The organism is Mucilaginibacter sp. P4_A11 (assembly GCF_056402535.1).
In genome coordinates, this window is sequence record NZ_JBFUHE010000013.1 from 200,459 (window position 1) to 223,619 (window position 23,161).

General features: G+C 42.7%; 23 protein-coding genes. 20 read left to right on the top strand and 3 right to left on the bottom strand.

The window, feature by feature from the left end; all coding sequences use genetic code 11:
• Nucleotides 1-34 precede the first annotated feature (34 nt).
• From AC1DUD_RS23175 to AC1DUD_RS23190, 4 genes are all read left to right on the top strand, one after another.
• Entirely contained in the window at nt 35-982 is a 948-nt protein-coding gene (locus AC1DUD_RS23175; RefSeq protein ID WP_477378807.1) for a helix-turn-helix transcriptional regulator, read from the top strand.
• Between the two features lie 123 nt (nt 983-1,105).
• Nucleotides 1,106-1,561 (top strand): EVE domain-containing protein, encoded by a 456-nt coding sequence (locus tag AC1DUD_RS23180; protein ID WP_477378809.1) that lies wholly within the window; start codon nt 1,106-1,108, stop codon nt 1,559-1,561.
• Complete coding sequence (locus AC1DUD_RS23185; protein ID WP_477378811.1) at nt 1,549-1,971, top strand: SRPBCC family protein; 423 nt, start codon at nt 1,549-1,551, stop codon at nt 1,969-1,971. The genes AC1DUD_RS23180 and AC1DUD_RS23185 overlap by 13 nt, the downstream gene beginning before the upstream one ends.
• 94 nt (nt 1,972-2,065) lie before the next feature.
• The gene (locus tag AC1DUD_RS23190; protein WP_477378814.1) at nt 2,066-2,521 is read left to right on the top strand and encodes a GyrI-like domain-containing protein; all 456 of its coding nucleotides are present in this window, start codon (nt 2,066-2,068) and stop codon (nt 2,519-2,521) included.
• 195 nt (nt 2,522-2,716) lie between these two features.
• Here AC1DUD_RS23190 and AC1DUD_RS23195 read toward each other — a convergent pair whose 3' ends face one another.
• Nucleotides 2,717-4,051: a dihydroorotase gene (locus AC1DUD_RS23195; protein WP_477378816.1), complete on the bottom strand. Its 1,335-nt coding sequence runs from the start codon at nt 4,049-4,051 to the stop codon at nt 2,717-2,719.
• A gap of 110 nt (nt 4,052-4,161) precedes the next feature.
• Nucleotides 4,162-4,578, bottom strand: coding sequence for a winged helix-turn-helix transcriptional regulator (locus tag AC1DUD_RS23200; RefSeq protein WP_477378818.1), 417 nt, complete (start codon nt 4,576-4,578; stop codon nt 4,162-4,164).
• Between the two features lie 80 nt (nt 4,579-4,658).
• Between AC1DUD_RS23200 and AC1DUD_RS23205 the strand changes: the two genes are divergently transcribed.
• The 9 genes from AC1DUD_RS23205 to AC1DUD_RS23245 all read left to right on the top strand — a co-directional run bounded on the left by AC1DUD_RS23205 (nt 4,659) and on the right by AC1DUD_RS23245 (nt 15,131).
• Complete coding sequence (locus tag AC1DUD_RS23205) at nt 4,659-5,543, top strand: NmrA family NAD(P)-binding protein (RefSeq protein ID WP_477378820.1); 885 nt, start codon at nt 4,659-4,661, stop codon at nt 5,541-5,543.
• Nucleotides 5,544-5,801: 258 nt separating this feature from the next.
• Nucleotides 5,802-7,154, top strand: a complete 1,353-nt coding sequence (locus tag AC1DUD_RS23210) for a DEAD/DEAH box helicase (RefSeq protein ID WP_477378822.1) — start codon at nt 5,802-5,804, stop codon at nt 7,152-7,154.
• A gap of 9 nt (nt 7,155-7,163) precedes the next feature.
• The gene (locus AC1DUD_RS23215) at nt 7,164-7,430 is read left to right on the top strand and encodes a hypothetical protein (protein WP_243480996.1); all 267 of its coding nucleotides are present in this window, start codon (nt 7,164-7,166) and stop codon (nt 7,428-7,430) included.
• 8 nt (nt 7,431-7,438) lie between these two features.
• Nucleotides 7,439-7,771, top strand: coding sequence for a gliding motility protein GldC (gldC, locus tag AC1DUD_RS23220; protein ID WP_477378825.1), 333 nt, complete (start codon nt 7,439-7,441; stop codon nt 7,769-7,771).
• A gap of 10 nt (nt 7,772-7,781) precedes the next feature.
• The gene (locus AC1DUD_RS23225) at nt 7,782-8,219 is read left to right on the top strand and encodes a hypothetical protein (RefSeq protein WP_477378827.1); all 438 of its coding nucleotides are present in this window, start codon (nt 7,782-7,784) and stop codon (nt 8,217-8,219) included.
• A gap of 87 nt (nt 8,220-8,306) precedes the next feature.
• Nucleotides 8,307-11,765 carry a response regulator gene (locus tag AC1DUD_RS23230; RefSeq protein WP_477378829.1) on the top strand — a complete coding sequence of 1,153 codons (3,459 nt, stop codon included), beginning with the start codon at nt 8,307-8,309 and terminating at the stop codon, nt 11,763-11,765.
• A 2-nt stretch (nt 11,766-11,767) separates the two neighbouring features.
• Nucleotides 11,768-12,598 carry a CheR family methyltransferase gene (locus tag AC1DUD_RS23235; RefSeq protein ID WP_199719352.1) on the top strand — a complete coding sequence of 277 codons (831 nt, stop codon included), beginning with the start codon at nt 11,768-11,770 and terminating at the stop codon, nt 12,596-12,598.
• The gene (locus AC1DUD_RS23240; RefSeq protein WP_477378832.1) at nt 12,588-13,175 is read left to right on the top strand and encodes a chemotaxis protein CheB; all 588 of its coding nucleotides are present in this window, start codon (nt 12,588-12,590) and stop codon (nt 13,173-13,175) included. Before AC1DUD_RS23235 ends, AC1DUD_RS23240 begins: the two co-directional genes overlap by 11 nt.
• 27 nt (nt 13,176-13,202) lie before the next feature.
• Nucleotides 13,203-15,131, top strand: coding sequence for a hybrid sensor histidine kinase/response regulator (locus AC1DUD_RS23245; protein ID WP_477378834.1), 1,929 nt, complete (start codon nt 13,203-13,205; stop codon nt 15,129-15,131).
• Here AC1DUD_RS23245 and AC1DUD_RS23250 read toward each other — a convergent pair.
• Nucleotides 15,128-15,613 carry a methylated-DNA--[protein]-cysteine S-methyltransferase gene (locus tag AC1DUD_RS23250; RefSeq protein ID WP_477378837.1) on the bottom strand — a complete coding sequence of 162 codons (486 nt, stop codon included), beginning with the start codon at nt 15,611-15,613 and terminating at the stop codon, nt 15,128-15,130. The genes AC1DUD_RS23245 and AC1DUD_RS23250 overlap by 4 nt on opposite strands.
• Before the next feature lie 93 nt (nt 15,614-15,706).
• Here AC1DUD_RS23250 and AC1DUD_RS23255 point away from each other — a divergent pair, with 93 nt between their 5' ends.
• The 7 genes from AC1DUD_RS23255 (at nt 15,707) to AC1DUD_RS23285 (ending at nt 23,090) form a co-directional block, all read left to right on the top strand.
• A complete protein-coding gene (locus AC1DUD_RS23255; RefSeq protein WP_477378839.1) occupies nt 15,707-16,390 on the top strand; it encodes a heme exporter protein CcmB in 684 nt (227 codons plus the stop codon).
• Nucleotides 16,391-16,592: 202 nt separating this feature from the next.
• Nucleotides 16,593-17,834: a hypothetical protein gene (locus AC1DUD_RS23260; protein WP_477378841.1), complete on the top strand. Its 1,242-nt coding sequence runs from the start codon at nt 16,593-16,595 to the stop codon at nt 17,832-17,834.
• A gap of 11 nt (nt 17,835-17,845) precedes the next feature.
• Nucleotides 17,846-18,271, top strand: a complete 426-nt coding sequence (locus AC1DUD_RS23265) for a QcrA and Rieske domain-containing protein (RefSeq protein WP_477378843.1) — start codon at nt 17,846-17,848, stop codon at nt 18,269-18,271.
• A 10-nt stretch (nt 18,272-18,281) separates the two neighbouring features.
• A complete protein-coding gene (locus AC1DUD_RS23270) occupies nt 18,282-19,352 on the top strand; it encodes an imelysin family protein (protein ID WP_477378845.1) in 1,071 nt (356 codons plus the stop codon).
• Nucleotides 19,353-19,360: 8 nt separating this feature from the next.
• Nucleotides 19,361-20,734 (top strand): di-heme oxidoreductase family protein, encoded by a 1,374-nt coding sequence (locus tag AC1DUD_RS23275; RefSeq protein WP_477378847.1) that lies wholly within the window; start codon nt 19,361-19,363, stop codon nt 20,732-20,734.
• 382 nt (nt 20,735-21,116) lie between these two features.
• Nucleotides 21,117-22,301, top strand: a complete 1,185-nt coding sequence (locus tag AC1DUD_RS23280) for a carboxypeptidase-like regulatory domain-containing protein (protein WP_477378850.1) — start codon at nt 21,117-21,119, stop codon at nt 22,299-22,301.
• Between the two features lie 78 nt (nt 22,302-22,379).
• Nucleotides 22,380-23,090 (top strand): leucine-rich repeat domain-containing protein, encoded by a 711-nt coding sequence (locus AC1DUD_RS23285; protein ID WP_477378852.1) that lies wholly within the window; start codon nt 22,380-22,382, stop codon nt 23,088-23,090.
• Nucleotides 23,091-23,161: the final 71 nt, after the last annotated feature.

A 23,161-nucleotide genomic window follows, 5' to 3' on the forward strand; every position in this document is an offset into this window, starting at 1 on the left:
AAAGGTAAATTGTTTTTTGTTTAATTTGGACGCCATGAACCGCATCGACCGAATATCAGCTATTTTGATCCAACTACAATCACGCAGGGTGGTGAAAGCCGGCGATATTGCCGATAGGTTCAACATCAGTCTGCGTACCGTTTACCGCGATATCAAAACGCTTGAAGAAGCGGGAATCCCACTGATAGGTGAAGCCGGCGTTGGTTACTCCATTATGGACGGTTACCGCCTGCCCCCGGTTATGTTTACGCGAGAGGAAGCCACCGCTTTTTTAACCGCCGAAAAATTTGTTGAAAAGCTTACTGATACTTCAACCATGGCACAGTATCAATCGGCCATGTACAAAGTGCGGGCCATCCTGAAATCATCCGAAAAGGATGCTTTGGAAAATCTTGACGGCAGCATCGAGGTGCTGAAAAGCCACAGCCAAAAACGTGCAGGAAGCACCGATCATATCCAAACCATACTGGATTGTATCGTATGTAAAAAGATCATGTGCATTGACTACTTCGCAGCCCACTCGCAGGAAAATACCAAACGCGACGTAGAGCCGGTGGGTGTGTTTTTCCTGGATAGTTTCTGGCACTTGATAGCTTACTGCCGCCTCCGCAATGACTACCGCGATTTTAGGTTGGACCGTATTAAAAAGCTTGCGGTAACGGATAAAAGTTATGTGAACAGCAAACACCCTACGTTAAAAGATTATATTGATAAAATGGCTTGCGAAAAGCAGCTTGAGCAGGTGGTGATCAAAGTTGACAAGGAGATCCATAGCTATTTGGATCATCAAAAATATTACGGTGGTTTTGTGTCGGAAAACACTATCGGCAATAAAATTGAGATGACTTTCCTTACCATGTCCATTGAAGGGTTTGCCCGCTGGTATATGACCTTTGGCGATCGTGCTGAGATCATCAAACCCGATACCCTGTTGCAGCGTGTGCGGGAAATCACCGCAACCATCAGCCAAAAAATAAATTAATTTTCATTTGCTTTTTTCCTGCTGACATAAGGTTGTCACCAGCGCATTGTTACTTTGTTTCATAATAGCAAGGACGGGGCTTTTATTGGTCATGTTTTTGCGGGTAATTTAAACCATACACTTATGAAACATTGGATAATAGTAGTATCAAAAGATCACATTAGTCGGGGTATTTCCGGGGGCTTTATTCAGGCTAATCATGGTAAGCTTGCACCGCTTAAACGTATGGCGGTTGGCGACTGGGTAGCGGTATACTCTCCTAAGCAAAAGATGAACGGCGATGAACCTTTGCGGGCCTTTACTGCCATTGGCCAGGTGAGGGATGAAGATATCTATCAAAAGCAAATGGCTATTGATTTTACGCCTTATCGCCGCAATGTAAATTACTATGAATGTGCCGAGGCGCCGATAGTCCCGATGATTGACGAGCTTGGTTTTATCACCAATAAAAAAGCGTGGAGTTACAACTTAAGGTTTGGTTTTTTTGAAGTTCCCGGCACTGATTTTGAAAAGATAAAAGAGCAGATGATAACCGAAGATAAACCACTACTAAATAAAGCTACATTATGGAAAAACTAACAGTAAATGTGCAGGTAAAATTTAAAGCACCGATGGCAAAAGTTTGGCAGGGCCTTACTGATCCTGCTTTGGTAAAAGAGTACTTTTTTGGCACCGATCTCGAGTCGAGCTGGAGAGTAGGGGAGCCCATTAAATTCAGTGGAGAATGGAACGGGCATAAGTACGAGGACCACGGGACTATCCTGGATATAGATTCCGGCACGTTTGTAAAATACAGCTACTGGAGCAGCATGAGTGGCACCGAAGACAAGCCCGAAAACTATGCCAACATCACCTACAACTTAACCGAAAATAATGGTGAAACGGAACTTACCGTTACCCAGGATAATGTTAAAAATGAGGAAGCCAAAGCACATTCGGAACAAAACTGGAAAGGGCTTTTTGAAGAATTGAGAAAACTGATTGAGTAATTGTAACGGTGAACCTATAATTTATATAATCATTATAATTATTTGTTTAAAAGTTAATTATATATCAATATAACAAATAGTAATACCCCCTGATATGGATAAAATAACAATGAAAGGCTTCTTTTTAGTCGGAATTTCGGTGCGCACTACAAATCAGAACGGACAGGCGATGAAAGACATTGGCGGCCTCTGGAACTGGTTTATGAGTGAGCATGTTTTACAGCAGGTAGTAAACCGCCTCAGTGATGATATTTATTGTGTGTACACCGATTATGAAAGCGATAAGGATGGCTTTTATACCACCGTACTTGGGTGCAGGGTAGCTACCAAAGATAATATCCCCGAAGGGTTGATCTGCATTACCGTACCTCCCGGAAATTATAACCGCTATATAGCCAAGGGTGCGCTGCCGCAATCTGTAGGAGAAACCTGGCACCAAATCTGGACAAGTGATATCGACAGGAGATATATGGCTGATTTTGACGTGTATGGCGACAGGTCACAGAATCCAGCTGATGCTGAAGTAGAGGTTTTTGTTGGGGTGAATTGATGATATTATAACCGCGTCATTGCGAGGCACGAAGCAATCCCCGATTAGCAAGTCGACTTTGTATAGTTCGCGATTGCTTCGTGCCTTGCAATGACGATTCCAAGAAGTCACAAATCAAAAAAAGGGAAGAAGCAAAAGCTTTTTCCCTTCCAGAAAATTCTGTAAATTATAAAATTCTGCAAATTCTGATCCTGATTACCGGCTAAAAGTCAATCGCTTGCCAGCTTTACCTTCAATAAGCTTTCCGTTAGCATAAGCCAAATTACCTGATATCAACGTGCAAGCTATCTGGGATCGGAAGGTATCACCTTCAAATGGGCTCCAGTTGCACTTATATAAGATGTTGTTTTTGTTTACGTTCCAGGGTTTGTTTAAGTTAACCAGTACTAAATCGGCCCAGTAACCTTCGCGGATGAAGCCGCGTTTTTCTATTTGGAAAAGGATGGCTACGTTATGCGCCATTTTTTCTACTATTTGTTCAAGGCTGATCTTGCCATGGTGGTACAATTCTAACATGGCGGGTAAGGCATGTTGAACTAAGGGGCCACCGGAAGGGGCCTGCAGGTAAGGTTGCCCTTTTTCTTCGATGGTGTGAGGGGCATGGTCGGTAGCAATAACATCAATACGGCCGTCCAATACTGCTTTCAAAATTCCGTCGCGATCGGCCTCTGTTTTTACTGCCGGGTTCCACTTAATATAGTTGCCTTTTGTTTCATAATCGGCATCGGTAAACCATAGGTGATGGATGCAGGCTTCAGCAGTAATACGTTTATCTTTTAATGGTGTGGTGTTGTCAAAAAGATGTGTTTCGCGCTCGGTAGAAATATGTAAAATATGCAGGCGCGTCTTGTGTTTTTTGGCGAGCTCAATCGCCATTGATGACGACAAATAACAAGCCTCTGCACTCCTGATCTTAGGGTGTAAACGCACCGGGATATTTTCACCAAGCAGTTGTTTGTAATGGGCAAGATTGCTCTTGATCGTAGCCTCATCTTCGCAGTGAGTAGCGATCAGCGTGGGGGCTTGAGCGAAGAGTTTTTCGAGTGTGTTGGGATCGTCAACCAGCATGTTTCCGGTAGAGGATCCCATGAAAACTTTAATACCGCAAACGTTGTTGATATCGGTACGCAAAACCTCATCTAAATTGTTATTGGAGGCACCCATAAAAAACGAATAATTAGCCAACGAATTTCGCGATGCGATCTGATATTTATCCTCCAATAATTCCTGGGTTAGGGTGTTGGGTACGGTGTTTGGCATCTCCATAAATGAGGTGATCCCGCCCGCCACAGCAGCTCTTGATTCGGTATAAATATCGGCCTTGTAAGTCAAACCCGGCTCACGGAAATGTACCTGGTCGTCAATGCAACCGGGGAGTAAATGCAGGCCTTCAGCGTTAATGATTTCGTCGGCTTGTTGGTCAATTACCGAGTCAATACGATCTATCAAACCATCTTTGATCAATACATCGGCAACGTATTGTTTATGCTCGTTAACTATGGTGGCTGCTTTTATCAGGATTGTAGACATGGGTTTGATTTCGGATTTGGGGTTTTCGATTTCGGATTTATTTATAATAATTATAACAGGTCAAACTTACGAAGTTTTTAAAACTTCATAAGTTTGGGTGGGAAACGTAATTACATTTCGGCAAATGCTTCCTCAGTAGGGAACTCACCTAAACTTCTGTAAATAGCTTTGCCATTTGCTTCGCTATCTTCAACTGCCCATTTAGCCATGGCGTACATCACCGGCCGCAAACCCATACCTGTTTCACTGAGCCGGTAGCTTACGTAAGGCGGCACAACTGGTTTGGATTCCCTAATGATGATACCATCTGCTTCCAACTGTTTCAAGTGTTGGATCAGCATTTTTTCGGTAATGGCCGGGATAGATTTTCTTAGTTCGCTGTAACGTTTGCTGCCTGTTAGCAGGTGAAATAAAATAATGGGCTTCCAGTATCCACCTACGCGTTCCATGACATAAGTCACCGGGCATTCATTAAAAGCGGCTTGTTTGTTTTCCTGTATGGTTGAGCTTTCTTTTATCGCAGTCATGATGATACATACTTTAGGGTAAGTACTTGTAAAAAAGTAAGTGTAAAAATACCTTTGTCATCAACAAAAAACAAGTAATCATGAAAATTATAGTAACAGGTTCAATAGGTAATATAAGCAAACCGTTAACACAAACTTTGGTTGCCGCAGGGCACAACGTAACAGTAATCAGCAGCAGTGCAGATAAAGTAGCAGATATTGAAGCGCTGGGCGCTAAAGCAGCAATTGGCTCACTGATCGATGCCGATTTTTTAACCGAAACATTTACCGGTGCCGATGCGCTTTACGCTATGGTACCACCAAGCTTTAGTGCCGAAAGCTTAAGAGCATATCAAAATGAAACCGGTAAAAGTTATGCACAGGCCATCAAGCGGTCAGGTATAAAAAAGGTTGTTGCGTTAAGCAGTATCGGTGCGCATCTGGATAGCGGAGTGGGCCCGATAAAAGGAATCCACGATGTTGAAGGTATTTTGAGCGGGCTGGATGGTGTAGCCGTGAAATTTATTCGCGCACCGTTCTTCTATATCAATTTTTACAGCAACATTCCGCTTATCAAACACCAGGGGATAATCGGCTCAAACTACCCTGCTGATGCAAGACTGATCATGGTACATCCTACTGATATTGCAGCTGCAGTCGCCGAAGAATTGCTGCAGGATTTTAGCGGTAAAAGCGTACGCTACATTGTAAGCGATGATTCAACAACCGGTGAGGTAGCTGCTGTTTTAGGCGAGGCTATTGGTAACCCCGGCTTGCCATGGATTGAATTTACTGATGAGCAGCTTGCCGAAGGCTTATTGCAGGCAGGTGTTCCTCCCGAAATGACCCGCAACTTTGTTGAAATGGGCACCGCAGTACGGAGTGCAAAGATTTGGGAAGATTATGATAAGCATAAACCTGCCACAGCCGGTAAGGTTAGTTTGGCTGATTTTGCTAAGGAGTTTGCAGGAGTGTATAATGCCTGATTTTTTTAGATATCCCACATAAATCCACGTCATTGCGAGGTACGAAGCAATCCCCGACCTACAGAGCCGCCCTGTATAGTTCGCGATTGCTTCGCACCTCGCAATGACGTTTTTGATGTTTTGACGATTGATATTCGACACTTTTACGCAATCGTCTTGTTTCCTGACTCTTGATTTCTTATCTCTCTCCCCAAAATCCTGACATCACCATGTTTTGGGCAATTGTTCCTACTTCAACAAAAAGCCTATCTTTGCGGCATGGCAGTAACCTTTGAAGATTTTAAATTTAACCGGCAAATTTTGAACGCGATAGCCGATGCCGGTTATACCGAAGCTACGCCTATCCAGCAAAAAGCTATTCCGCCTATTATGAACGGGCAGGACGTGATGGGTATAGCGCAAACCGGCACCGGTAAAACGGCGGCTTATGTGTTGCCTATTATCATGAAGCTGAAATATGCCCAGGGCGATCATGCCCGTGCGCTGATCATTTCACCTACCCGCGAGCTGGCCATGCAGATAGAGGAAAATGTGAAAATATTTGCTGCAAATACCGATTTGCGTGTAGTAGTACTTTATGGAGGCTTAGGCCCAAAAACACAAATAGAGCAGATCAACAAAGGTGTTGATATTATTGTGGCATCTCCCGGTCGTTTCATGGATATCTATCTTGCAGGCCATATCGTAACCAAAACATTGCAGGTGCTGGTTTTGGATGAGGCCGATAAAATGATGGATATGGGCTTTATGCCTCAGATAAACCGCATCCTGGAAGTAGTGCCTGTGAAAAGACAAAACCTGCTTTTTTCGGCCACCATGAGTGAGAAGGTACATCAGCTTTCGGCTAACTTCCTGGAGTTTCCTACTGTTATTGAGGTTACACCACAGGCTACGCCGGCACAAACGGTTAACCAGCACTTATACCATGTGCCCAATATCAAAACCAAAATAAACCTGCTTAAAAAACTGCTCGACATTGAAGGCGACATCACCAAGCTCATTGTGTTTTGTAAAACCCGTGCGGTGGCCGAGGATGTTTATAAATTCCTGACCCGTAAATACGGGGAACAGGAGGTGAAAGTATTGCATGCCAACAAAGGTCAAAATACGCGGATCAACTCCATCAACTCGTTTAAAAACGATGAGGTGAAAATATTGGTAGCTACGGATGTGGCATCGCGCGGTATTGATGTAAGCGATGTAAGCCATGTAATTAACTTTGATGTGCCGGTGGTTTATGAGGATTATGTACATAGGATTGGCCGTACAGGACGTGCCCTGCAGTCGGGAGAGGCTATTACTTTTTGTACGCCATCTGAAGAGTACTATGTAGGCAAAATAGAAAAGCTGATCAAACAAACCATCCCGGTTGAAAAAATTCCTGATGATGTATTTATAGAGGAAACCCCTTACGAAGAACGCCAGGAACAGGCCAAAGAGATCGACTTGCAAAAGCGCAAAGAAGATCCTGACTTTAAAGGCGCTTTCCACGAAAAGAAAAGCCTTAATCAACGCAAAAAATTTGACGCCAATAAAGACAAGTCCAAATATGGCTCAAAGGCAGCAAGGCAGGGTACTGGCCGATCATCCAAAAGCAAAAAAAGACACTAAGCCCAATCAATGAAATTCAGATTTACCCCTTTAAACCTTTTTACTGCGTTTTTGGTAGCCGTTGCTGCCTATGTTTTTATTTACGGAGCAGGCATAGCCGGGCGACCGCTTGAACACTGGGGTGGTACCATTGGCTGGATCTTTTTGTTGTTTGCCTTTGTGGTTTTTGTGATTGATATCATGTTCCGCAACTTTTTTATTGAAACCAAAAAAATATGGATGGTGGAGACATTCTTCATTGTTCTGGTTATAATTATATTCTTACTTGTTAAATAAAAATTGAAATGAAAACCGCTGAAATAAAGCTTACCGTTACGCTTGATGATAATAACGTTCCTGAACATATCCTTTGGGAATCAACGGACTCAACCACCAAAGAAGCCTTGCCTGTAAAATCAATGATGCTTGCCCTTTGGGACCAAAGCTATAAAAATACCCTGCGTATTGACCTTTGGACAAAAGATATGCCTGTTGACGAAATGAAACGCTTTTTCTATGAAACCCTGCAAACCATGGGCGATAGCTTTTTACGTGCAACCGGCGAAAAGAACATTGTTGAGGACCTGCGCGACTATTGTGCCCACTTTGCCGACAAAATGGAGATAACTCAAAAATAACAACCTAAATATGCGCCTTAGCTCAATTTTATCATTTGTAGGCTTTGCCCTGCTATTTGCAGCAACCTATTGCCCCTTGCTGCGGGTATTCCATGTAGCCAGCTGGAATATTTACAAGCTTAACCAACCCTATGGCCTGGTGCTTTTATTGGTCGCTGTTGTTGGCATTATTGTATCGTTCCTTAACCAGGCAAAAATTATGCGTGTTGCTGCCTGGCTGTCACTGACGCTTGTGGTGTTATTGCTGGTTGCAGCTATTTTCAAAGTAAATTCGGCATTCAGCTTTATTCCGTTCAAGGGTGTCAATAAATTTTTAACCAGCCAGCTTAAATTTCAATGGGGCTGGTATGTGATGTTTGCCGGCCCGGTTTTGGCTTTAATGGGTGCTTTAAGCGGCAAACCAAAGGTTTTTATACCAACTGCTGCAGATACTACAACAGTAAATTAATATTCCCGGTGTGTTTAAAGAAAGCCGTGGGTTTACATTACAGCTTTTTTTAAACATATTTGTAATTCAGATTAATACGAATACCTAATGTTAAAGTTTTCCTTCCGCCAGCAGGTTTTAGCGGGCTTTGTAGTATCGATAATCCTTGTTTTTGTGGTTGGTGTTTTATCATACACCAGTATCCGCAAGTTTGAGGATGATAATGTTTGGGTTGATCATACACAAAACGTTATTCGCTCGTCAAATAACCTGTTGCAGCATCTTATCGATGCCGAAACAGGCATGCGTGGTTACGGGGCAACCAACAGAAAGGCATTTCTTGATCCCTATAATGAGGCACTTCCGCGTCTTGGTGTTGATCTGCAGGAGCTGCGCGACCTTACCAAAGACAATCTTGTTCAGCAAGCCCGGATAGATTCGTTAACCTCGCTTGTTGCCTCCCAACGAATTATTCTTAAAGAAGATATTGATACCCGCGAAGCCAAAGGATTAGACTTCATGGTGCAGAACAATATGTTTTTGAATGGCAAGCAAAATATGGACATGATCAGATCGATCATAGCCAACATCATCAAATCGGAAAGCCAATTTTTGCAGGATCGTAAAAAGAGTTCTGAATCAGCCTCTTATACAGCAGTCTTTGTGATTATAGCTGGTTCAGCTGTATTCTTGTTGATCGTCTTAATATTGTTTTTCTACATTCAAAAAACTTTTGATCAGCAAAAGAAAATTGAAGAGGAGATCCGGGTTGCTAACATTGAACTTGGTAAAGTACTTGCCGATAATGAAGCCAAAAACTGGCTGCTTACCGGAACCGGCCAGTTGAATGAAAAAATGCAGGGCCAGCAGGTTGAAAAAGAGTTATCAAATAATATATTAAGCGAAGTTTGTACCTATACAAGTGCTGCGGCGGGTACATTTTACCTGTATAACGAAGCAAACAACAAGCTTGATCTTTATGCCTCGTATGCGTTTCACAATCCAGATTTTATTAAGAAGTCGGTACAAATGACCGAAGGCTGGTTGGGCCAGGTAGCAAAAGATGGCAAAGCTGCTGTCGTAAAAGGTAAACTGAACGATAAGCTTGAGCTTTCATCGTCGGTATTAAAAACCGAACTGGCCGAATCACTTATTATACCTTTCTTTTTTGATAAAAAGCTTAAAGGTGTAATGGAGATTGCTTTTAATGAAGGGATCTCAAAAAATAAATCTGAATATATTTTAGCTATCGCCAATGATATAGGCATAGCGGTTAATACCTCGCAGGCACGCACTATTATGCATGACCTGTACGAGGAAACCCAGCAGCAAGCAGAAGAATTGGAAGCACAACAGGAAGAACTGCGTGTTACCAACGAGGAGCTTGTTCAAAAAACTGAAGAGCTTCAGGCATCAGAAGAAGAACTTCGTGTACAGCAGGAAGAACTGCGCACCACCAATGCCGAACTGGAAGAGAAAGCCAGTTTGCTTGAAGAAAAAAACCAGGCTATTGAACAGGCCCGCCATGCTATTAACCTTAAGGTTGAAGAGCTGGAAACCACAGGCAAGTACAAATCGGAGTTTTTGGCAAACATGAGCCATGAGCTGCGTACGCCGCTTAACAGTATCCTGGTACTGGCGCGTATCCTTAAAGATAACAAACCACTTAACCTTTCTGAAGACCAGATCAAATACGCCAGTGTTATTTTCAACGCCGGTAATGACCTGCTTACTTTGATCAATGATATCCTCGACCTTTCAAAAATTGAATCGGGCAAGCTGGATATGCAGAATGAGGATATTAAGGTAAGCGATATTGTTGGCGATATGGAAATGCTGTTTGCCGAAGTAGCCAGCAACAAAAAGATCAACTATACCACAAGTGTAGCTAAAGAGCTGCCGCAAACCATATTTACCGACAAGGTGCGCCTTGAACAGGTGGTCAAAAACCTTTTAAGTAATGCATTTAAGTTTACGCCCGAAAATGGCTCTATTTCAATAAATGTAAGGCCGGGTGCAAAAGATAAGAGCATCAGCTTTGCCATAAAAGATTCGGGTATCGGGATCCCGGCCGATAAGCAGAAAGTTATATTTGAAGCATTTCAGCAGGCCGATGGTTCAACAAGCCGTAAATATGGTGGTACCGGTTTAGGTTTATCTATAAGTCGCGAGCTTGCTTACCTTTTGGGCGGCAGCATAACCTTGAGCAGTGAGCCGGGTATAGGCAGCGAATTTGTAATTACAGTACCTTATGAAGCCAAAATAACAACGGCTACCGTAACTGAAGATATACTGCCAACTGCCGAAACTTTCAAAGCAACTGCCGAATTTTTAGCACCGGTAAAAGCTGCACAGCGCGAGCCGGGCAGAGAGCCTTTGGTAGTAATTGTCGAGGACGATAAAAACTTTGCCAATATATTGCAGGATTACGCCCGCGAGCATGGTTATAAATCAGTTATGGTGTATGAGGGTACCCGTGCGGTTGAAATTGTTAAAGAAGCCAGACCCGATGCAGTAATATTGGATATCATGCTGCCTGGTAAAGACGGCTGGCAGATACTGAAGGAGTTGAAGAACGATGAGGATACGATGCATATCCCGGTTCACCTGATGTCGGCTGGAGATGCGGCTGCCAACCGTGTACGCAGGGAAGGGGCAATCAACTTCATGAAAAAGCCTATCAATACCGAAACGCTGGATAAGCTTTTTGCCGATATTATGGTACAAAGCGGTACCAGGTTCAAACAGATCCTGCTGGTTGAAGATCATAAAGCCCAAAGCCAGGCATTGAAAGACCTGATGCAAAGCCAGGGTATAACTGTCGATCAGGCTTTTGATGGCGAATCGGCTTTCAGGATGCTGCACGAAAATGAATACCAGTGTGTGATCCTTGATCTTAACCTGCCTGATATCTCTGGACTGGATCTGTTGGATAAGATCAAAGAGGTTGACCGCTTTGCTTCCCTGCCGGTTATTATCAATACAGCCATGGAGCTTGATAAAACATCGGTAAACAGGTTAATGCATTATGCCAATGCTATGGTGGTTAAAACCAATAAATCATCCGACAGGCTGATTGACGAGGTTAACCTGTTCCTGAACAAGATCAGCGAAACTGCAATTGCCCCGGCGGCGCAAGCTTCGCCGGCAGTTCCTGCAAAACCTAAAACATTAACTAAAGGCAAGGATGCTATTAAAGGCAAAAAGGTACTTATTGTTGATGACGATATGCGTAATATTTTTGCGTTGAGCAGCGCCCTGCAAAGCTATGACCTCAATGTAGAGATAGCTAACGACGGGGAAGAGGCCATAACCAAACTGGAAGAAATAAAAGACATAGATATTGTGCTTATGGATATCATGATGCCTAAAATGGATGGCTATGAAGCTACAAGGCATATCCGCAAGCAAAACAAATGGGCTAAATTGCCTGTAATAGCATTAACTGCAAAAGCAATGAAAGACGACCGCGAAAAATGTATAGCGGCTGGTGCTAATGATTATATCACCAAACCGGTTGATATGGATAGGTTAATATCGCTGATGCAGCTTTGGCTTGAAAGTTAGTTATGGATACAGCGCAGGGAATTATATCAAATGCACAGGTTCATGAACTTATTGATATTGTAAGAAAGGTTCATGGGTTTGATTTTTCGGGTTATACCAAAGCATCGTTAAAACGGAGGTTGACCCGGATCATGCTGCTTAACAAGTTTGAGTTTTATGACCTCAAGCATGTGCTTATTAATAATGCAGATTTTTTTCAGGGCTTTCTGGAAGAAATTACGGTTAACGTAACCGAGATGTTCCGCGATCCTTCTTTCTATCGCGCGGTTAATGCCCAGGTTGTTCCGTATCTTTCAACCTATCAGCACGTGAAGATCTGGAGTGCGGGCTGTTCAACAGGCGAAGAGGTTTACTCCATGGCTATCTTGCTTAAAGAGGCCGGTTTGGGCAAAAAATCGTTCATATACGGTACCGATATCAATACCGAAGTTTTAAAGGAGGCCCGCAAAGGAATTTACAGCCTCCGCAATATAAAAAGTTACGCCGAAAACTATCAGTATACTGATTTAAAAGGTTCAATTACCGATCATTTTACTATTTTGTATGACGCTGCATCGGTACACAATGAATTGAAGCAGAATACGTTGTTTTCGGTACATAATTTAATATCTGATACGGTATTTAATGAGTTTCAGATGATAAGTTGCCGGAATGTTTTTATTTATTTTGAAACATACCTGCAGGAACGGATCCTTGACCTATTTTATAAAAGCCTTTGCCCACTGGGTTATTTATGCCTTGGCAGCAAAGAAACTATCCGGTCAGATTCGTTTAAGAGTAAGTTTAAGGTGATCAACCAAAAGGAAAACATTTATCAAAAAGTTGGGACCTGATAAAAAGTTACTGGAGAGATGGCATGCCGCCCAAATAGTGTTATTTGGCGGTTCGGCGGGCTCGTTCAAAATTTTGTTCCGGATCATAAAAGATCTTCCCGAAAAACTGGGAAAAACCGTTATCCTTATCATACACAGAAAGAAAAATTTTTTCAGCGAAATAGAAAAACTGTTTGCTGAAAATAGCCGTATGTACATGCGCGAAATTGAGGACAAGGATATTCTTAAAACGAATACCATGTTTATCGCCCCTGCAAACTATCATACGTTAATAGAAGAAGGCGGTTATTTTAGCCTGGATGTATCGGAACCGGTATGGTATTCAAAACCGTCAATCGATGTTACTTTTGAAAGCGCTGCCGAGGTTTATGGCGATAAGTGTATCGCTATATTGCTTTCGGGGGCCAACCAGGATGGTGCCGAGGGCTTATTAAAATTAAAGAAAAGCGGCAGCCTTACTATAGCGCAGGAGCCAGGCGACGCAGAAATGGCCGAAATGCCAAGGGCAGCTATAAATTTAGGTGCTGCCGAATACGTTTTAACACAGGATGAGATTTTTAAACTTTTACTTTCGTAACAATCAGCAACCCCTAATTAATATTAAATGACCCCTGTTAATATTCTTATTGTTGATGATAGAGAAGAGAACATAATTGCTCTTGAAGCATTGCTTGAACGCGATGATATTAAGATATTCTCTACAACTTCCCCAAACGAGGCCCTTAAAATTGCCTGGGAAACCAATATAGCTATTGCTTTGGTTGATGTGCAGATGCCTGAAATGGACGGTTTTGAGCTGGTTGAAATGCTCAAATCAAACCCGCGTACCAAAGATATCCTTGTGATTTTTGTGACTGCTATTTCAAAAGAAGCCAAGTACGCCGTAAAAGGTCTCGGTACCGGAGCTGTGGATTATCTTTACAAACCCCTTGACCCTTATATTACATCCGCCAAGGTTGATTCATTTGTTCAGCTGGCCCGTACCCAGGCCGAAATCAAGCAAAAAAATGATGACCTGCAGGACTATGCCATTGTTGTAAAAAACTCGGCCGATATTATCTCTTCGGTTGATGCGCAAACTCTCCGTATCGAGAATATCAATCCAACTGTCGAAAAAATAATGGGCTTTAGGCCTGCCGAATTGATTGGCAAAAGTATTGTTGACCTTGCTATTGATGATCATAGGTCGCTGTTTCGCAAAAAGTTGGGCGAGATCATTAAAGACAACCTGAGTTATGCCATTTTTGAATTTAAGTTTGAAACTTTTGATAAAAGAGTGATTTGGGTGGAGTGCCGGGCAGCTTACCGCAATAAAACCATTTTTATCAATATCAGCGATATTTCTCCGCAAAAAAGCTACCAGGAACAGTTGATCAAATCAAAGGAAAACGCGGAATACAGCAAAAAGGTAAAAGAAACCTTTTTGGCCAATATGAGTCACGAACTGCGTACACCGGTTAATGGTATTATTGGTATCACTTCTCTTTTGCGTAAAACAACTCTTACCGATCAGCAAAAAGGTATGCTTGATTTGCTTGATACCTCATCAAAATCATTATTAGGTGTGATCAATGATGTACTTGATATCTCAAAAATTGAAGCGGGTAAATTTAGCATCGTTCGTACGGCAAATAATGTTTATGATATTGTAAATTCGGTTTTTAACCTGCTTAAATTTAAAGCCGACGAAAATAACATCGAGTTTTTGCTGGATATTGAAGATGAAGTACCGCAATACCTCATGCTTGATTCATTGCGCCTGAACCAGATATTGATGAACCTGCTGAGTAACGCCCTTAAGTTTACCGAAAGGGGATACGTAAAGCTTAAGATCATCGTACTTCAAAAACACAATGATAAAGTAAAATTAAAATTCAGTGTTGAGGATACGGGTATAGGGATCCCGGCCGACAGGCTTAACAGGATCTTTGAATCGTTTGAACAGGCAGAAGAAGATACTGTAAGCAAATATGGTGGTACCGGCCTCGGTTTAACCATAGTGAAAAAGCTTGCTGAGTTAAAAGGAGGCGAGCTTACTGTAAGCAGCCAGGTAGGCAGGGGCAGTACATTCAACTTTGTAAACTGGTATACCTTAAGCCTTAAACCCAAAGACAAACTAACCCCAAAAACTGACAAGGTGCTACCGCCGTTTAATAATGTTAAGGTGCTGGTAGCCGAGGATAACATGGTGAACCAATTCATGCTTTCCAAAATATTAAAGGATTGGAACGTAGAGGTTGAGATGGTTGACAACGGCCGTAAAGTGATTGAGAAGCTTACTAATAAAGAGTACGATATTATTTTAATGGATACCCACATGCCCGAAATGAACGGTTACCAGGCAGCCAGAACCATCCGGGTTGATTTTGAGGAGCCAAAACGGAGCATTCCTATCATATCGCTATCGGCAGCAAGTTATGACCATGAGCAGCAGGAAGCATTATCGGCAGGTATGAATGACGTGCTTTCAAAGCCGTTCCAGCCTTTTCAGTTGCATGAAAAAATATCGAGGCTGTTAAAGGTGGATGTTTAAAAATCAAGCCTGGTTTGCCCGACGCCCAATACTTTTGCCTCGTGCTCAAGCAACCATTTTTTGCGCCATACGCCACCGGCGTAGCCTGTGAGGCTGCCATCTGAGCCTATTACCCGGTGACATGGTACAACCACCCACAGGTGATTCCGGCCGTTGGCAGATGCGATGGCCCTTATAGCCAAAGGATTGTTCATCTGGTTTGATTGCTGGGCGTAAGTAATGGTTGCTCCATAAGGAATGCGTAATAACTCATCCCACACCTGTTGCTGAAAGTCACTGCCTTCCTGTTTAATAGGAAAAGTAAATTCTTTTCTGGTACCGGCAAAGTATTCATTTAACTGATCGATAGTGGTTTGCAGTAATTCAGTAGCGGCAGGTTCAATCTCGTAATCTTCGTCACGTATGGATACAGATGCTATAAAGCCGTCTTCTTCAGTAATGCGGGCAATGCCAACCGGCGTGCGGAAATAAGCTACAGGCATGGGTAATTGGTATATTATAATCAAAATTAAGCTAATTTTATTAGCTTGTCAAATGCCTCCCTTCACTGGCGGGTAATTATTACATTTGCGCTCATGAAACTGGTTAACGAAACATGGTATCTGCTAAAAAAAGAGATTTTGCTGGAGTGGCGGGCAAAGTATGCTTTTAATGGCGTTTTGCTGTACGTGGTTTCAACCGTGTTTGTTTGTTACATTTCATTGAACCTTAATCCCGGCTTTTCAAACAGTAGTGGTTACGCGATAGTTTGGAACGTATTGTTTTGGATCATCATGCTGTTTGCATCGGTGAATGCTATAGCCAAAAGCTTCATGCAGGAAAGTAAAAGTCGGTTACTCTATTACTATTCCATTGCCAGCCCGCAGGCCATTATCCTGTCTAAAACAATCTATAATATTTTGCTGATGGCTTTATTGAGCACATTGGCATTAGTGATATTTAAAGTGTTTTTCCCCAATACCTTGGGTGACCCATTATATTATTTCCTTGCTGTTTTATTAGGGAGCATAAGTTTTTCTACTGTGTTCACTATGATCTCGGCTATTGCATCAAAGGCGGGCAATAATGGTACCTTGATGGCTATATTAAGTTTTCCGGTTATTATCCCTGTTATACTGGTGCTTATTAAGTTGAGCAAGAGCGCAATGGATGGGGTAGACCGGAGTTTTTTTTACGGCAACATTGGTGTGTTGTGTGCTATCAATGCCATTGTCGTAGCTACCGCGCTATTACTTTTCCCTTATTTATGGCGCGACTAATTTGCTTGCCTTGCGCTAATTAATTCTTTGCTTTCTTTTATTGATTGAACTGTTGGCTAACGTGTTAGAACGAGGCATGCTCGTGTATTGCGGTAAAACGGCAAATTTCGGCCCTTTTCTTCACATTATTTTCTAATTTCATTTTAATTTGGATTAAGTCTAAATTAGTATTTACTTTTGCTGCCGACTTAACCAAACAACAATGCATGCTAAAACCCTTACTTTAGTTGTACTTTCTTTTTTTGTTTCGGGCGCGGTACTGGCGCAGCAGCCAAACACCTCAACTGCCGAAGATTCACTTAATAACAATACCGTTAAAAGTTCGCTTTTATCAAACACTACCATAGGTGGTTACGGTAATGCTTTTTACCAGTATAATAACAATCAAAAAACGGCCAGGGTTGATCTTGAACGTTTTGTGCTATTTGTTGGTCACAAATTCAGTGATAAGATCTCTTTCTTTTCTGAAACCGAGTTGGAGGACGCCAAAGTAAACGGCGGCGAACCTGGTGGTGAGATCACTATTGAGCAGGCTTACCTGAAATTTAATCTTAACCCTAATCAATACATAGTTGCCGGTTTGTTTTTGCCAAGGATAGGTATCCTGAACGAAAATCACCTGCCAACCACCTTTAACGGTAACGAGCGTAACTATGTAGAAACCTTGATTATCCCGGCCACCTGGCGCGAATTAGGCGTTGGCTTTTATGGTCGCTTAAACAATTTCCCAATAAATTACTCTATTGGATTGATGAACGGTTTAAGTGCCGGTGGTTTTACCCACGGTACCGGCATTGTTGATGGTAGGTTTGAAGGCCGTAACGCAACAGGTACCAACCTTGCCGTTACCGGCGCGCTCCAGTACTATCAAAGCGGCTTCAAAGCCCAGCTATCAGGCTATTACGGTGGTACTGTTGGCATCCGCAAAACAGAGGCTGATAGCCTTGGCTTAAACTCTGGTGTATTTGGTACCCCGGTTGCTATGGGCGAGGGTGATATTCAGTATAACGGACAAGGTTTTTCGGTAAAAGTATTAGGCACCATCCTTTCTATTAAAGATGCCGACAAGATCAACAGGGCTTATGCCAGCAATACCCCTAAAACCGCCTACGGTGCTTACGCCGAAATTGGTTACGACCTGCTTTACCGCAGTAATTATGGCAAAGTAAACGCTCCGCAACTAATTGTTTTTGTGCGTGATGAAAAGCTGGACCTGAATGCCAGTATCCCCTCAAACGGTATAACCGATCAAACGCTAAACAGAAATTTTGTGGTAGCGGGATTAACTTACCTGCCGCTTCGCAATGTGGTGGTTAAGGGCGATGTTAGGCTGGCTCATACCGGCGTGCAAAACCCCGCGCTGATCATTAACCCAAGCCCGGTTGCATTGCCTTACCAAACCAGTAATACTTTAATTAACCTGGGTGTTGGATATTCATTTTAAACTTAAAGATCGTGGATAGAAGAGAATTTGTTAAACAGTCATGTTCACTGTGCCTTGCGGCAGGTGCCGGCATGCTGGTGGGCTCGTTATCGGGCTGCGCTACCTTGCCTGTTTATAAAGCTGCTGTAGCCAACAACACTGTAACCGTTCCTGAAACCATTTTTGGTACAACTAATTTTCAAATGATCCAGCCAAAAAACCAGTATTACAATATCGGTTTAAAAAAGGAGGCTAACGGCACCTACACCGCGCTGCTACTAAAATGCACCCACGCCGATAATCAGCTTACTCCGGTTGGAAATAACGGTTACAAATGCGATTTACACGGCAGTACTTTTAATAACGAAGGCCAGGTAACTGCAGGTCCCGCCGAGCGTCCGCTTAAGAAATATACAACGGAAGTAATCTCCAATCAGATCATAATTCACTTAACTTAATTTTTTTACCATGAAAAATACCTTACTCGGCCTGTCATGCATAGCTGCTGTTGCCCTTAGCAGCTGCGGAAAAGACAAAACACCTGTTCAAAACACAACGGTTGATGAGCAGGAAGTGATAACTCAGTTTGTTAATGTTGTAGGTAATCCTAACTATGTAGATATCCAGGCAAAAGCAACTCTTTTAAATGCATCTATAACTACTTTTTTAACTACACCTACTGATGCTAACCTTGCTGCGGCACGTACTGCCTGGAAAAATACCCGTCAGCCATGGGAACAGGCCGAAGGCTATTTGTTTGGCCCTGTTGAGGATGAGGACTATGATCCAACTATGGATAGCTGGCCTTTGAACAGGGTAGATGTTGACGCCCTTATAAACGGCGGCACTACTATATCTTTGAGTTCTGTTGATGCGCTTGATGGCTTCTCAAAAGGCTTTCACGGTATTGAATATATCATATTTGGCCCTGGCGGTACAAGGAAGGCTGCTGATATTACTGCCCGTCAAAAAGATTACCTGAAGTATACTTCTCAAAGTTTGCTGAACACTACTACCGCTCTTCGCGACAGCTGGGCAGCATCCGGAGCTAATTATGCTGCCAAGATCATCACCGCCGGAAAAGGAAGCAGCGCGTTTGCAACACGTAAAGATTTGTTCATTACAATTGTTGCCAAAATGGCCGGTATTTGTGAGGAAGTAGGCACCGGTAAAATGGAAGAACCTTATGCTAATCGCGATAGCACACTTGATGAGTCGTCATATTCACACAATACGACTGTTGATTTTACCAATAACATACAAGGGATTCTTAACGTGTATAATGCTACATATAACGGAACCAAAGGCACAACAAGTTTAAGTGCTTTAGTAGCGTCAAAAAATGCAGCTTTGGATGCCAAGATCAAAACGCAGGTACAAACAGCTTTATCTGCAATGGCTTTAATTACGCCAACGTTTGAAAAGGCGATATATGATAACCGCGATAAGATCAAAACGACACAAGACGCACTGGCCACGCTGCAGGCTACACTTGAAGGCGATTTGACCACATTTATACAAACAAACATTAAGGACTAATTTTTAAGGTGAAGAAATTAAAGGTTATAGGCGCGTTAGCACTTCTGGTATTGCTGCTGGCAAAATGCCAGAAAGCTGCAGAGTTCCCGGCCGATAAATACGACGAGCGTTTATCTGGCGGTGATGCTACTGTGTTTGATATCACATCGCACGCGTTTAGTAATATGTTTCCCGGACTGTCGGCTTATGATGCCGAAGTACATGGCTTTGGCGACGCGGCTTTCAGCAAGATCTTTGTTACCGCACCTGCGCCTATCAACCCGGGGTTGGGAACTATTTTTAATAATAACTCCTGTATATCGTGTCATCATAATGATGGGATAGGTTTGCCCACGACTGGCGAATCGCGTTCATCATTGCTGGTGCGCATTAGCATCCCGGGTACGGATGCGCATGGTGGGCCGTTGGCTGCACCGGGTTACGGGTTACAGTTACAGGATAAAGCCGTGTATGGCAAAGTACCGGAGTGCAAGGTCAACATCGCTTACGATGATAAGACCTACAGTTTTGCTGATGGTGAAACTTATGCGCTTCGCACACCTACCTACACCCTGAGCAATCTTTATACTACGCTGCCAGCCGGTTACATGCTTTCGCCGCGTTTAGCGCCGCCTATGTTCGGGCTTGGTTTACTTGAATCGATCCCTGAAAGTGAGATCGTGGCCATGGCCGATCCTAACGATAGCAATGGTGATGGTATAAAAGGCCATCCTAACTATGTATGGGATGTAGCAACACAATCGCGCCAATTGGGACGTTTCGGGTGGAAGGCCAATACTGCATCTATCCTTACCCAGGTAGCTGCTGCTTATAACCAGGATATTGGGATCACTAACAAAATATTCCCGGTTGAGAACTCTTTTGGCCAGGCGCAGTATGATGGTTTGCAGGATGATCCTGAATTGCCGGATAGTACGCTTAACGCCGTAAGATTTTATGCGGCTACGCTTGCAGTACCTGCCCGTCGTGATGTTACCGATGCTACCAATAAAAAGGGAGAGCTGTTATTTAAACAGGCAAAGTGCGAAAGCTGTCACCGGCAAACATTAACTACCGGTGTAAACGTAGCCTTTAAACCATTGTCGAACCAGTTGATCCACCCTTACACGGATCTGCTGGTACATGATATGGGGCCAGGCCTTGCGGATAACCGCCCTGACTTTTTAGCCAGTGGGCAAGAGTGGCGCACAGCATCACTTTGGGGTTTAGGCTTGTTTGAAACCGTTAATAACCCAGGCTATTACTTGCATGACGGTCGTGCCCGGACCGTTACCGAAGCCATTATGTGGCATGGCGGTGAGGCAGAGCCGGCAAAAGTTTTCTTCAGCAAACTATCAAAGGCTGATAGGGATGCGATGCTTAAATTTTTGAAAAGCCTGTAGTTTTTCTTCCTGATGATATTTTGAAGCGGCATGAAGTAATTCATGCCGCTTTTTTTTTGTTATCCTATAAAAATCTATGTCATTGCGAGGAGCAGAAAAGGAATGAGCCGGGGCGCGACGTGGCAATCGCATGCTGTACAGAGCGGATTTACTTCCGTGCGGTTGCCACGCCACGCTGCGCAATAACATGTTTTTATTTATTTGTCAGCAACTTTCGACTTGCGCTCGTTTTTAGTGATTGTTTACAATGGACTTACGTTTATAACGTAAGCGAAGGCGATAAACAAAAACAAAGCAACAAAAATTATACGTCAACAATTCATTAACCGTTCATAAAAAATGTGTTTTTTAGTAGATTGAAAAAATATCCTAATTTTATTTAATGCGTTTTTATTGGTTTTTGCTTATTGCGTTTGTATGTCCGCTCATAGTTTCAGCGCAAACCGGTACTATTACAGGTAAGGTAGTGCGGGCTGATACTAAAAGCCCAGTACCCAATGCCAGCGTATTTTTAAATAATGCCACTTATGGTACTTCCACAGCCGAGGATGGGACTTTTACTTTGGCAGGTATAAAGCCCGGACAATACCAGCTGGTAGTTACCGGTGTTAGTATTGAAGAGTACTCCACCACGGTATTAGTTGGTCGGGAGCCCACAAAGTTAAGTATTGAGGTTAACCAAAAAGTGTTGATGCTGCGCGAAGTGGTGATCAGCAGCAGTGCCGACTGGAAAAAGAACTATGAATTGTTCCGGAAGGAATTTGTTGGCGATACCGAAAACGGCAAGGAGTGTAAAGTGACCAATCCGCATATCCTTAATATTATATACCACAGGGGCAAACAGCAGCTGGAAGCATCGGGCGATGAGTTTTTAGTGGTAGAGAACCTGGCGCTGGGCTATCGCACCAAATTTTTGCTGAAGAACTTTTTGTACGATGCCATTGAGCACACGATATCCTATTCGGGAAGTGCTTTGTTCGAAAACCTGCCCGGCAGTGCTGCTCAGAAGAAGCTCTGGAAACAGAAACGAGAGCAGGCTTACTATGGATCCGCTCAACATTTTTACCGATCCCTTTACAAAGGCAAACTAAAAGAAGAAGGATTTGAGGCGCATGATTTTACCAGACAAATTAACCCTGAACGGCCTGAAGAAGCGGTGCTGATGCAGAAGATGAAGAAATACAGGGAAGGCCCGCGCGATTCGGCATTGCGTTACTACAATCTGTCGAAAATGACCAAGTGGTATCGTGAAAACCTGGCCAAGCTGACTTACCAGGAGTTTGAGATCCTGCGTAAAACACCTCAGGACGGCATCTATGCGCTTACTTTTCCCCACTTTTTATACATAGCATATACCAAACGCGAAGAAACTACAGAGTTTAAGGACGTTTACCACCCGCTGGATATGCCCAACTATGAAACCAGCATCATGACCAAATACTCTGGCTATATAGCTTTTGATATGAATGGTATTGTGGTATCAAGCCCAAGCCCGCTTTATGAGGGCTCATGGTCAAAAGCCAAGCTCGGCGATCTGCTGCCGGTTGATTACGAGCCGGGGGATTGATAATTTCAGAAAGACTTTACTTATTTCAAATTATATTTGCCACCACTATTGCGGATATAATTCCTGCTACTATCCTTCATGAAGTATACAAGTTTTTTAATATTAGTCGTTGTTTTTATAACGCAAAGAGTTTGCGCACAGCAAATAGTATTTAAAGATCAAAATTTAAAATCGACCTTGCTGAAAAATGGGTATGATTTTAACAAAGATCATGAAATAGCAGTATCCGAAATTGATACCGTGACAAAATTAAACATAGCCGGAAGCAATATAAAGTGGTTAGATGATTTGAAATATTTTAAAAGCTTGAAAAAGGTCTACGCGATGTCTAACCAGATTGCAAACCTGGATGTGTTTTTTGACAATAATACTATTGAGGAAATTTATATTGGAAAAAACGCTCTCGGGAAAAAGTTAACACTAAAGAACGTTAAAAATTTAAACATTTTAGCCGTTGCGCAAAATAACCTGGATTCGATTGAATTAATTGGCACTGACAATATCAAGCAGCTTTATTTGCAGGGCAACGTATTTAAAAATATCAAATTCAAAAGCTTGGCTAATCTTAGTGCATTAGAGCTGATAGGTAATAAAGAATTAAAAACTATTGATATTAGTTCAAATTCTGCCTTATCCTACCTTAATTTACTTTCAACGGCCGTGTCGCGATTAGATGTTTCGAATAATAAATTGTTGACAACATTGTATGTAGGTGGGACTGTAAAAGTCATAAAGCATGCCAGTCAAACCAATATTAAGGCGGCACCCATTGTAAGAGAGATTCACTGAAATGTGTAATACTTTATGTTTGTCTAAACTTACTGTCGAATCAATGAGCAAATAATTAATTACATTTGCCT

What these genes read in the sequence shown, in the direction of transcription:
- AC1DUD_RS23175 (WP_477378807.1), top strand. Translation starts at nt 35, where the DNA reads ATGAACCGCATCGACCGAATATCAGCTATTTTGATCCAACTACAATCA.
- AC1DUD_RS23180 (WP_477378809.1), top strand. Translation starts at nt 1,106, where the DNA reads ATGAAACATTGGATAATAGTAGTATCAAAAGATCACATTAGTCGGGGT.
- AC1DUD_RS23185 (WP_477378811.1), top strand. Translation starts at nt 1,549, where the DNA reads ATGGAAAAACTAACAGTAAATGTGCAGGTAAAATTTAAAGCACCGATG.
- AC1DUD_RS23190 (WP_477378814.1), top strand. Translation starts at nt 2,066, where the DNA reads ATGGATAAAATAACAATGAAAGGCTTCTTTTTAGTCGGAATTTCGGTG.
- AC1DUD_RS23195 (WP_477378816.1), bottom strand. Translation starts at nt 4,051, where the DNA reads ATGTCTACAATCCTGATAAAAGCAGCCACCATAGTTAACGAGCATAAA.
- AC1DUD_RS23200 (WP_477378818.1), bottom strand. Translation starts at nt 4,578, where the DNA reads ATGACTGCGATAAAAGAAAGCTCAACCATACAGGAAAACAAACAAGCC.
- AC1DUD_RS23205 (WP_477378820.1), top strand. Translation starts at nt 4,659, where the DNA reads ATGAAAATTATAGTAACAGGTTCAATAGGTAATATAAGCAAACCGTTA.
- AC1DUD_RS23210 (WP_477378822.1), top strand. Translation starts at nt 5,802, where the DNA reads ATGGCAGTAACCTTTGAAGATTTTAAATTTAACCGGCAAATTTTGAAC.
- AC1DUD_RS23215 (WP_243480996.1), top strand. Translation starts at nt 7,164, where the DNA reads ATGAAATTCAGATTTACCCCTTTAAACCTTTTTACTGCGTTTTTGGTA.
- gldC (WP_477378825.1), top strand. Translation starts at nt 7,439, where the DNA reads ATGAAAACCGCTGAAATAAAGCTTACCGTTACGCTTGATGATAATAAC.
- AC1DUD_RS23225 (WP_477378827.1), top strand. Translation starts at nt 7,782, where the DNA reads ATGCGCCTTAGCTCAATTTTATCATTTGTAGGCTTTGCCCTGCTATTT.
- AC1DUD_RS23230 (WP_477378829.1), top strand. Translation starts at nt 8,307, where the DNA reads ATGTTAAAGTTTTCCTTCCGCCAGCAGGTTTTAGCGGGCTTTGTAGTA.
- AC1DUD_RS23235 (WP_199719352.1), top strand. Translation starts at nt 11,768, where the DNA reads ATGGATACAGCGCAGGGAATTATATCAAATGCACAGGTTCATGAACTT.
- AC1DUD_RS23245 (WP_477378834.1), top strand. Translation starts at nt 13,203, where the DNA reads ATGACCCCTGTTAATATTCTTATTGTTGATGATAGAGAAGAGAACATA.
- AC1DUD_RS23250 (WP_477378837.1), bottom strand. Translation starts at nt 15,613, where the DNA reads ATGCCTGTAGCTTATTTCCGCACGCCGGTTGGCATTGCCCGCATTACT.
- AC1DUD_RS23255 (WP_477378839.1), top strand. Translation starts at nt 15,707, where the DNA reads ATGAAACTGGTTAACGAAACATGGTATCTGCTAAAAAAAGAGATTTTG.
- AC1DUD_RS23260 (WP_477378841.1), top strand. Translation starts at nt 16,593, where the DNA reads ATGCATGCTAAAACCCTTACTTTAGTTGTACTTTCTTTTTTTGTTTCG.
- AC1DUD_RS23270 (WP_477378845.1), top strand. Translation starts at nt 18,282, where the DNA reads ATGAAAAATACCTTACTCGGCCTGTCATGCATAGCTGCTGTTGCCCTT.
- AC1DUD_RS23280 (WP_477378850.1), top strand. Translation starts at nt 21,117, where the DNA reads ATGCGTTTTTATTGGTTTTTGCTTATTGCGTTTGTATGTCCGCTCATA.
- AC1DUD_RS23285 (WP_477378852.1), top strand. Translation starts at nt 22,380, where the DNA reads ATGAAGTATACAAGTTTTTTAATATTAGTCGTTGTTTTTATAACGCAA.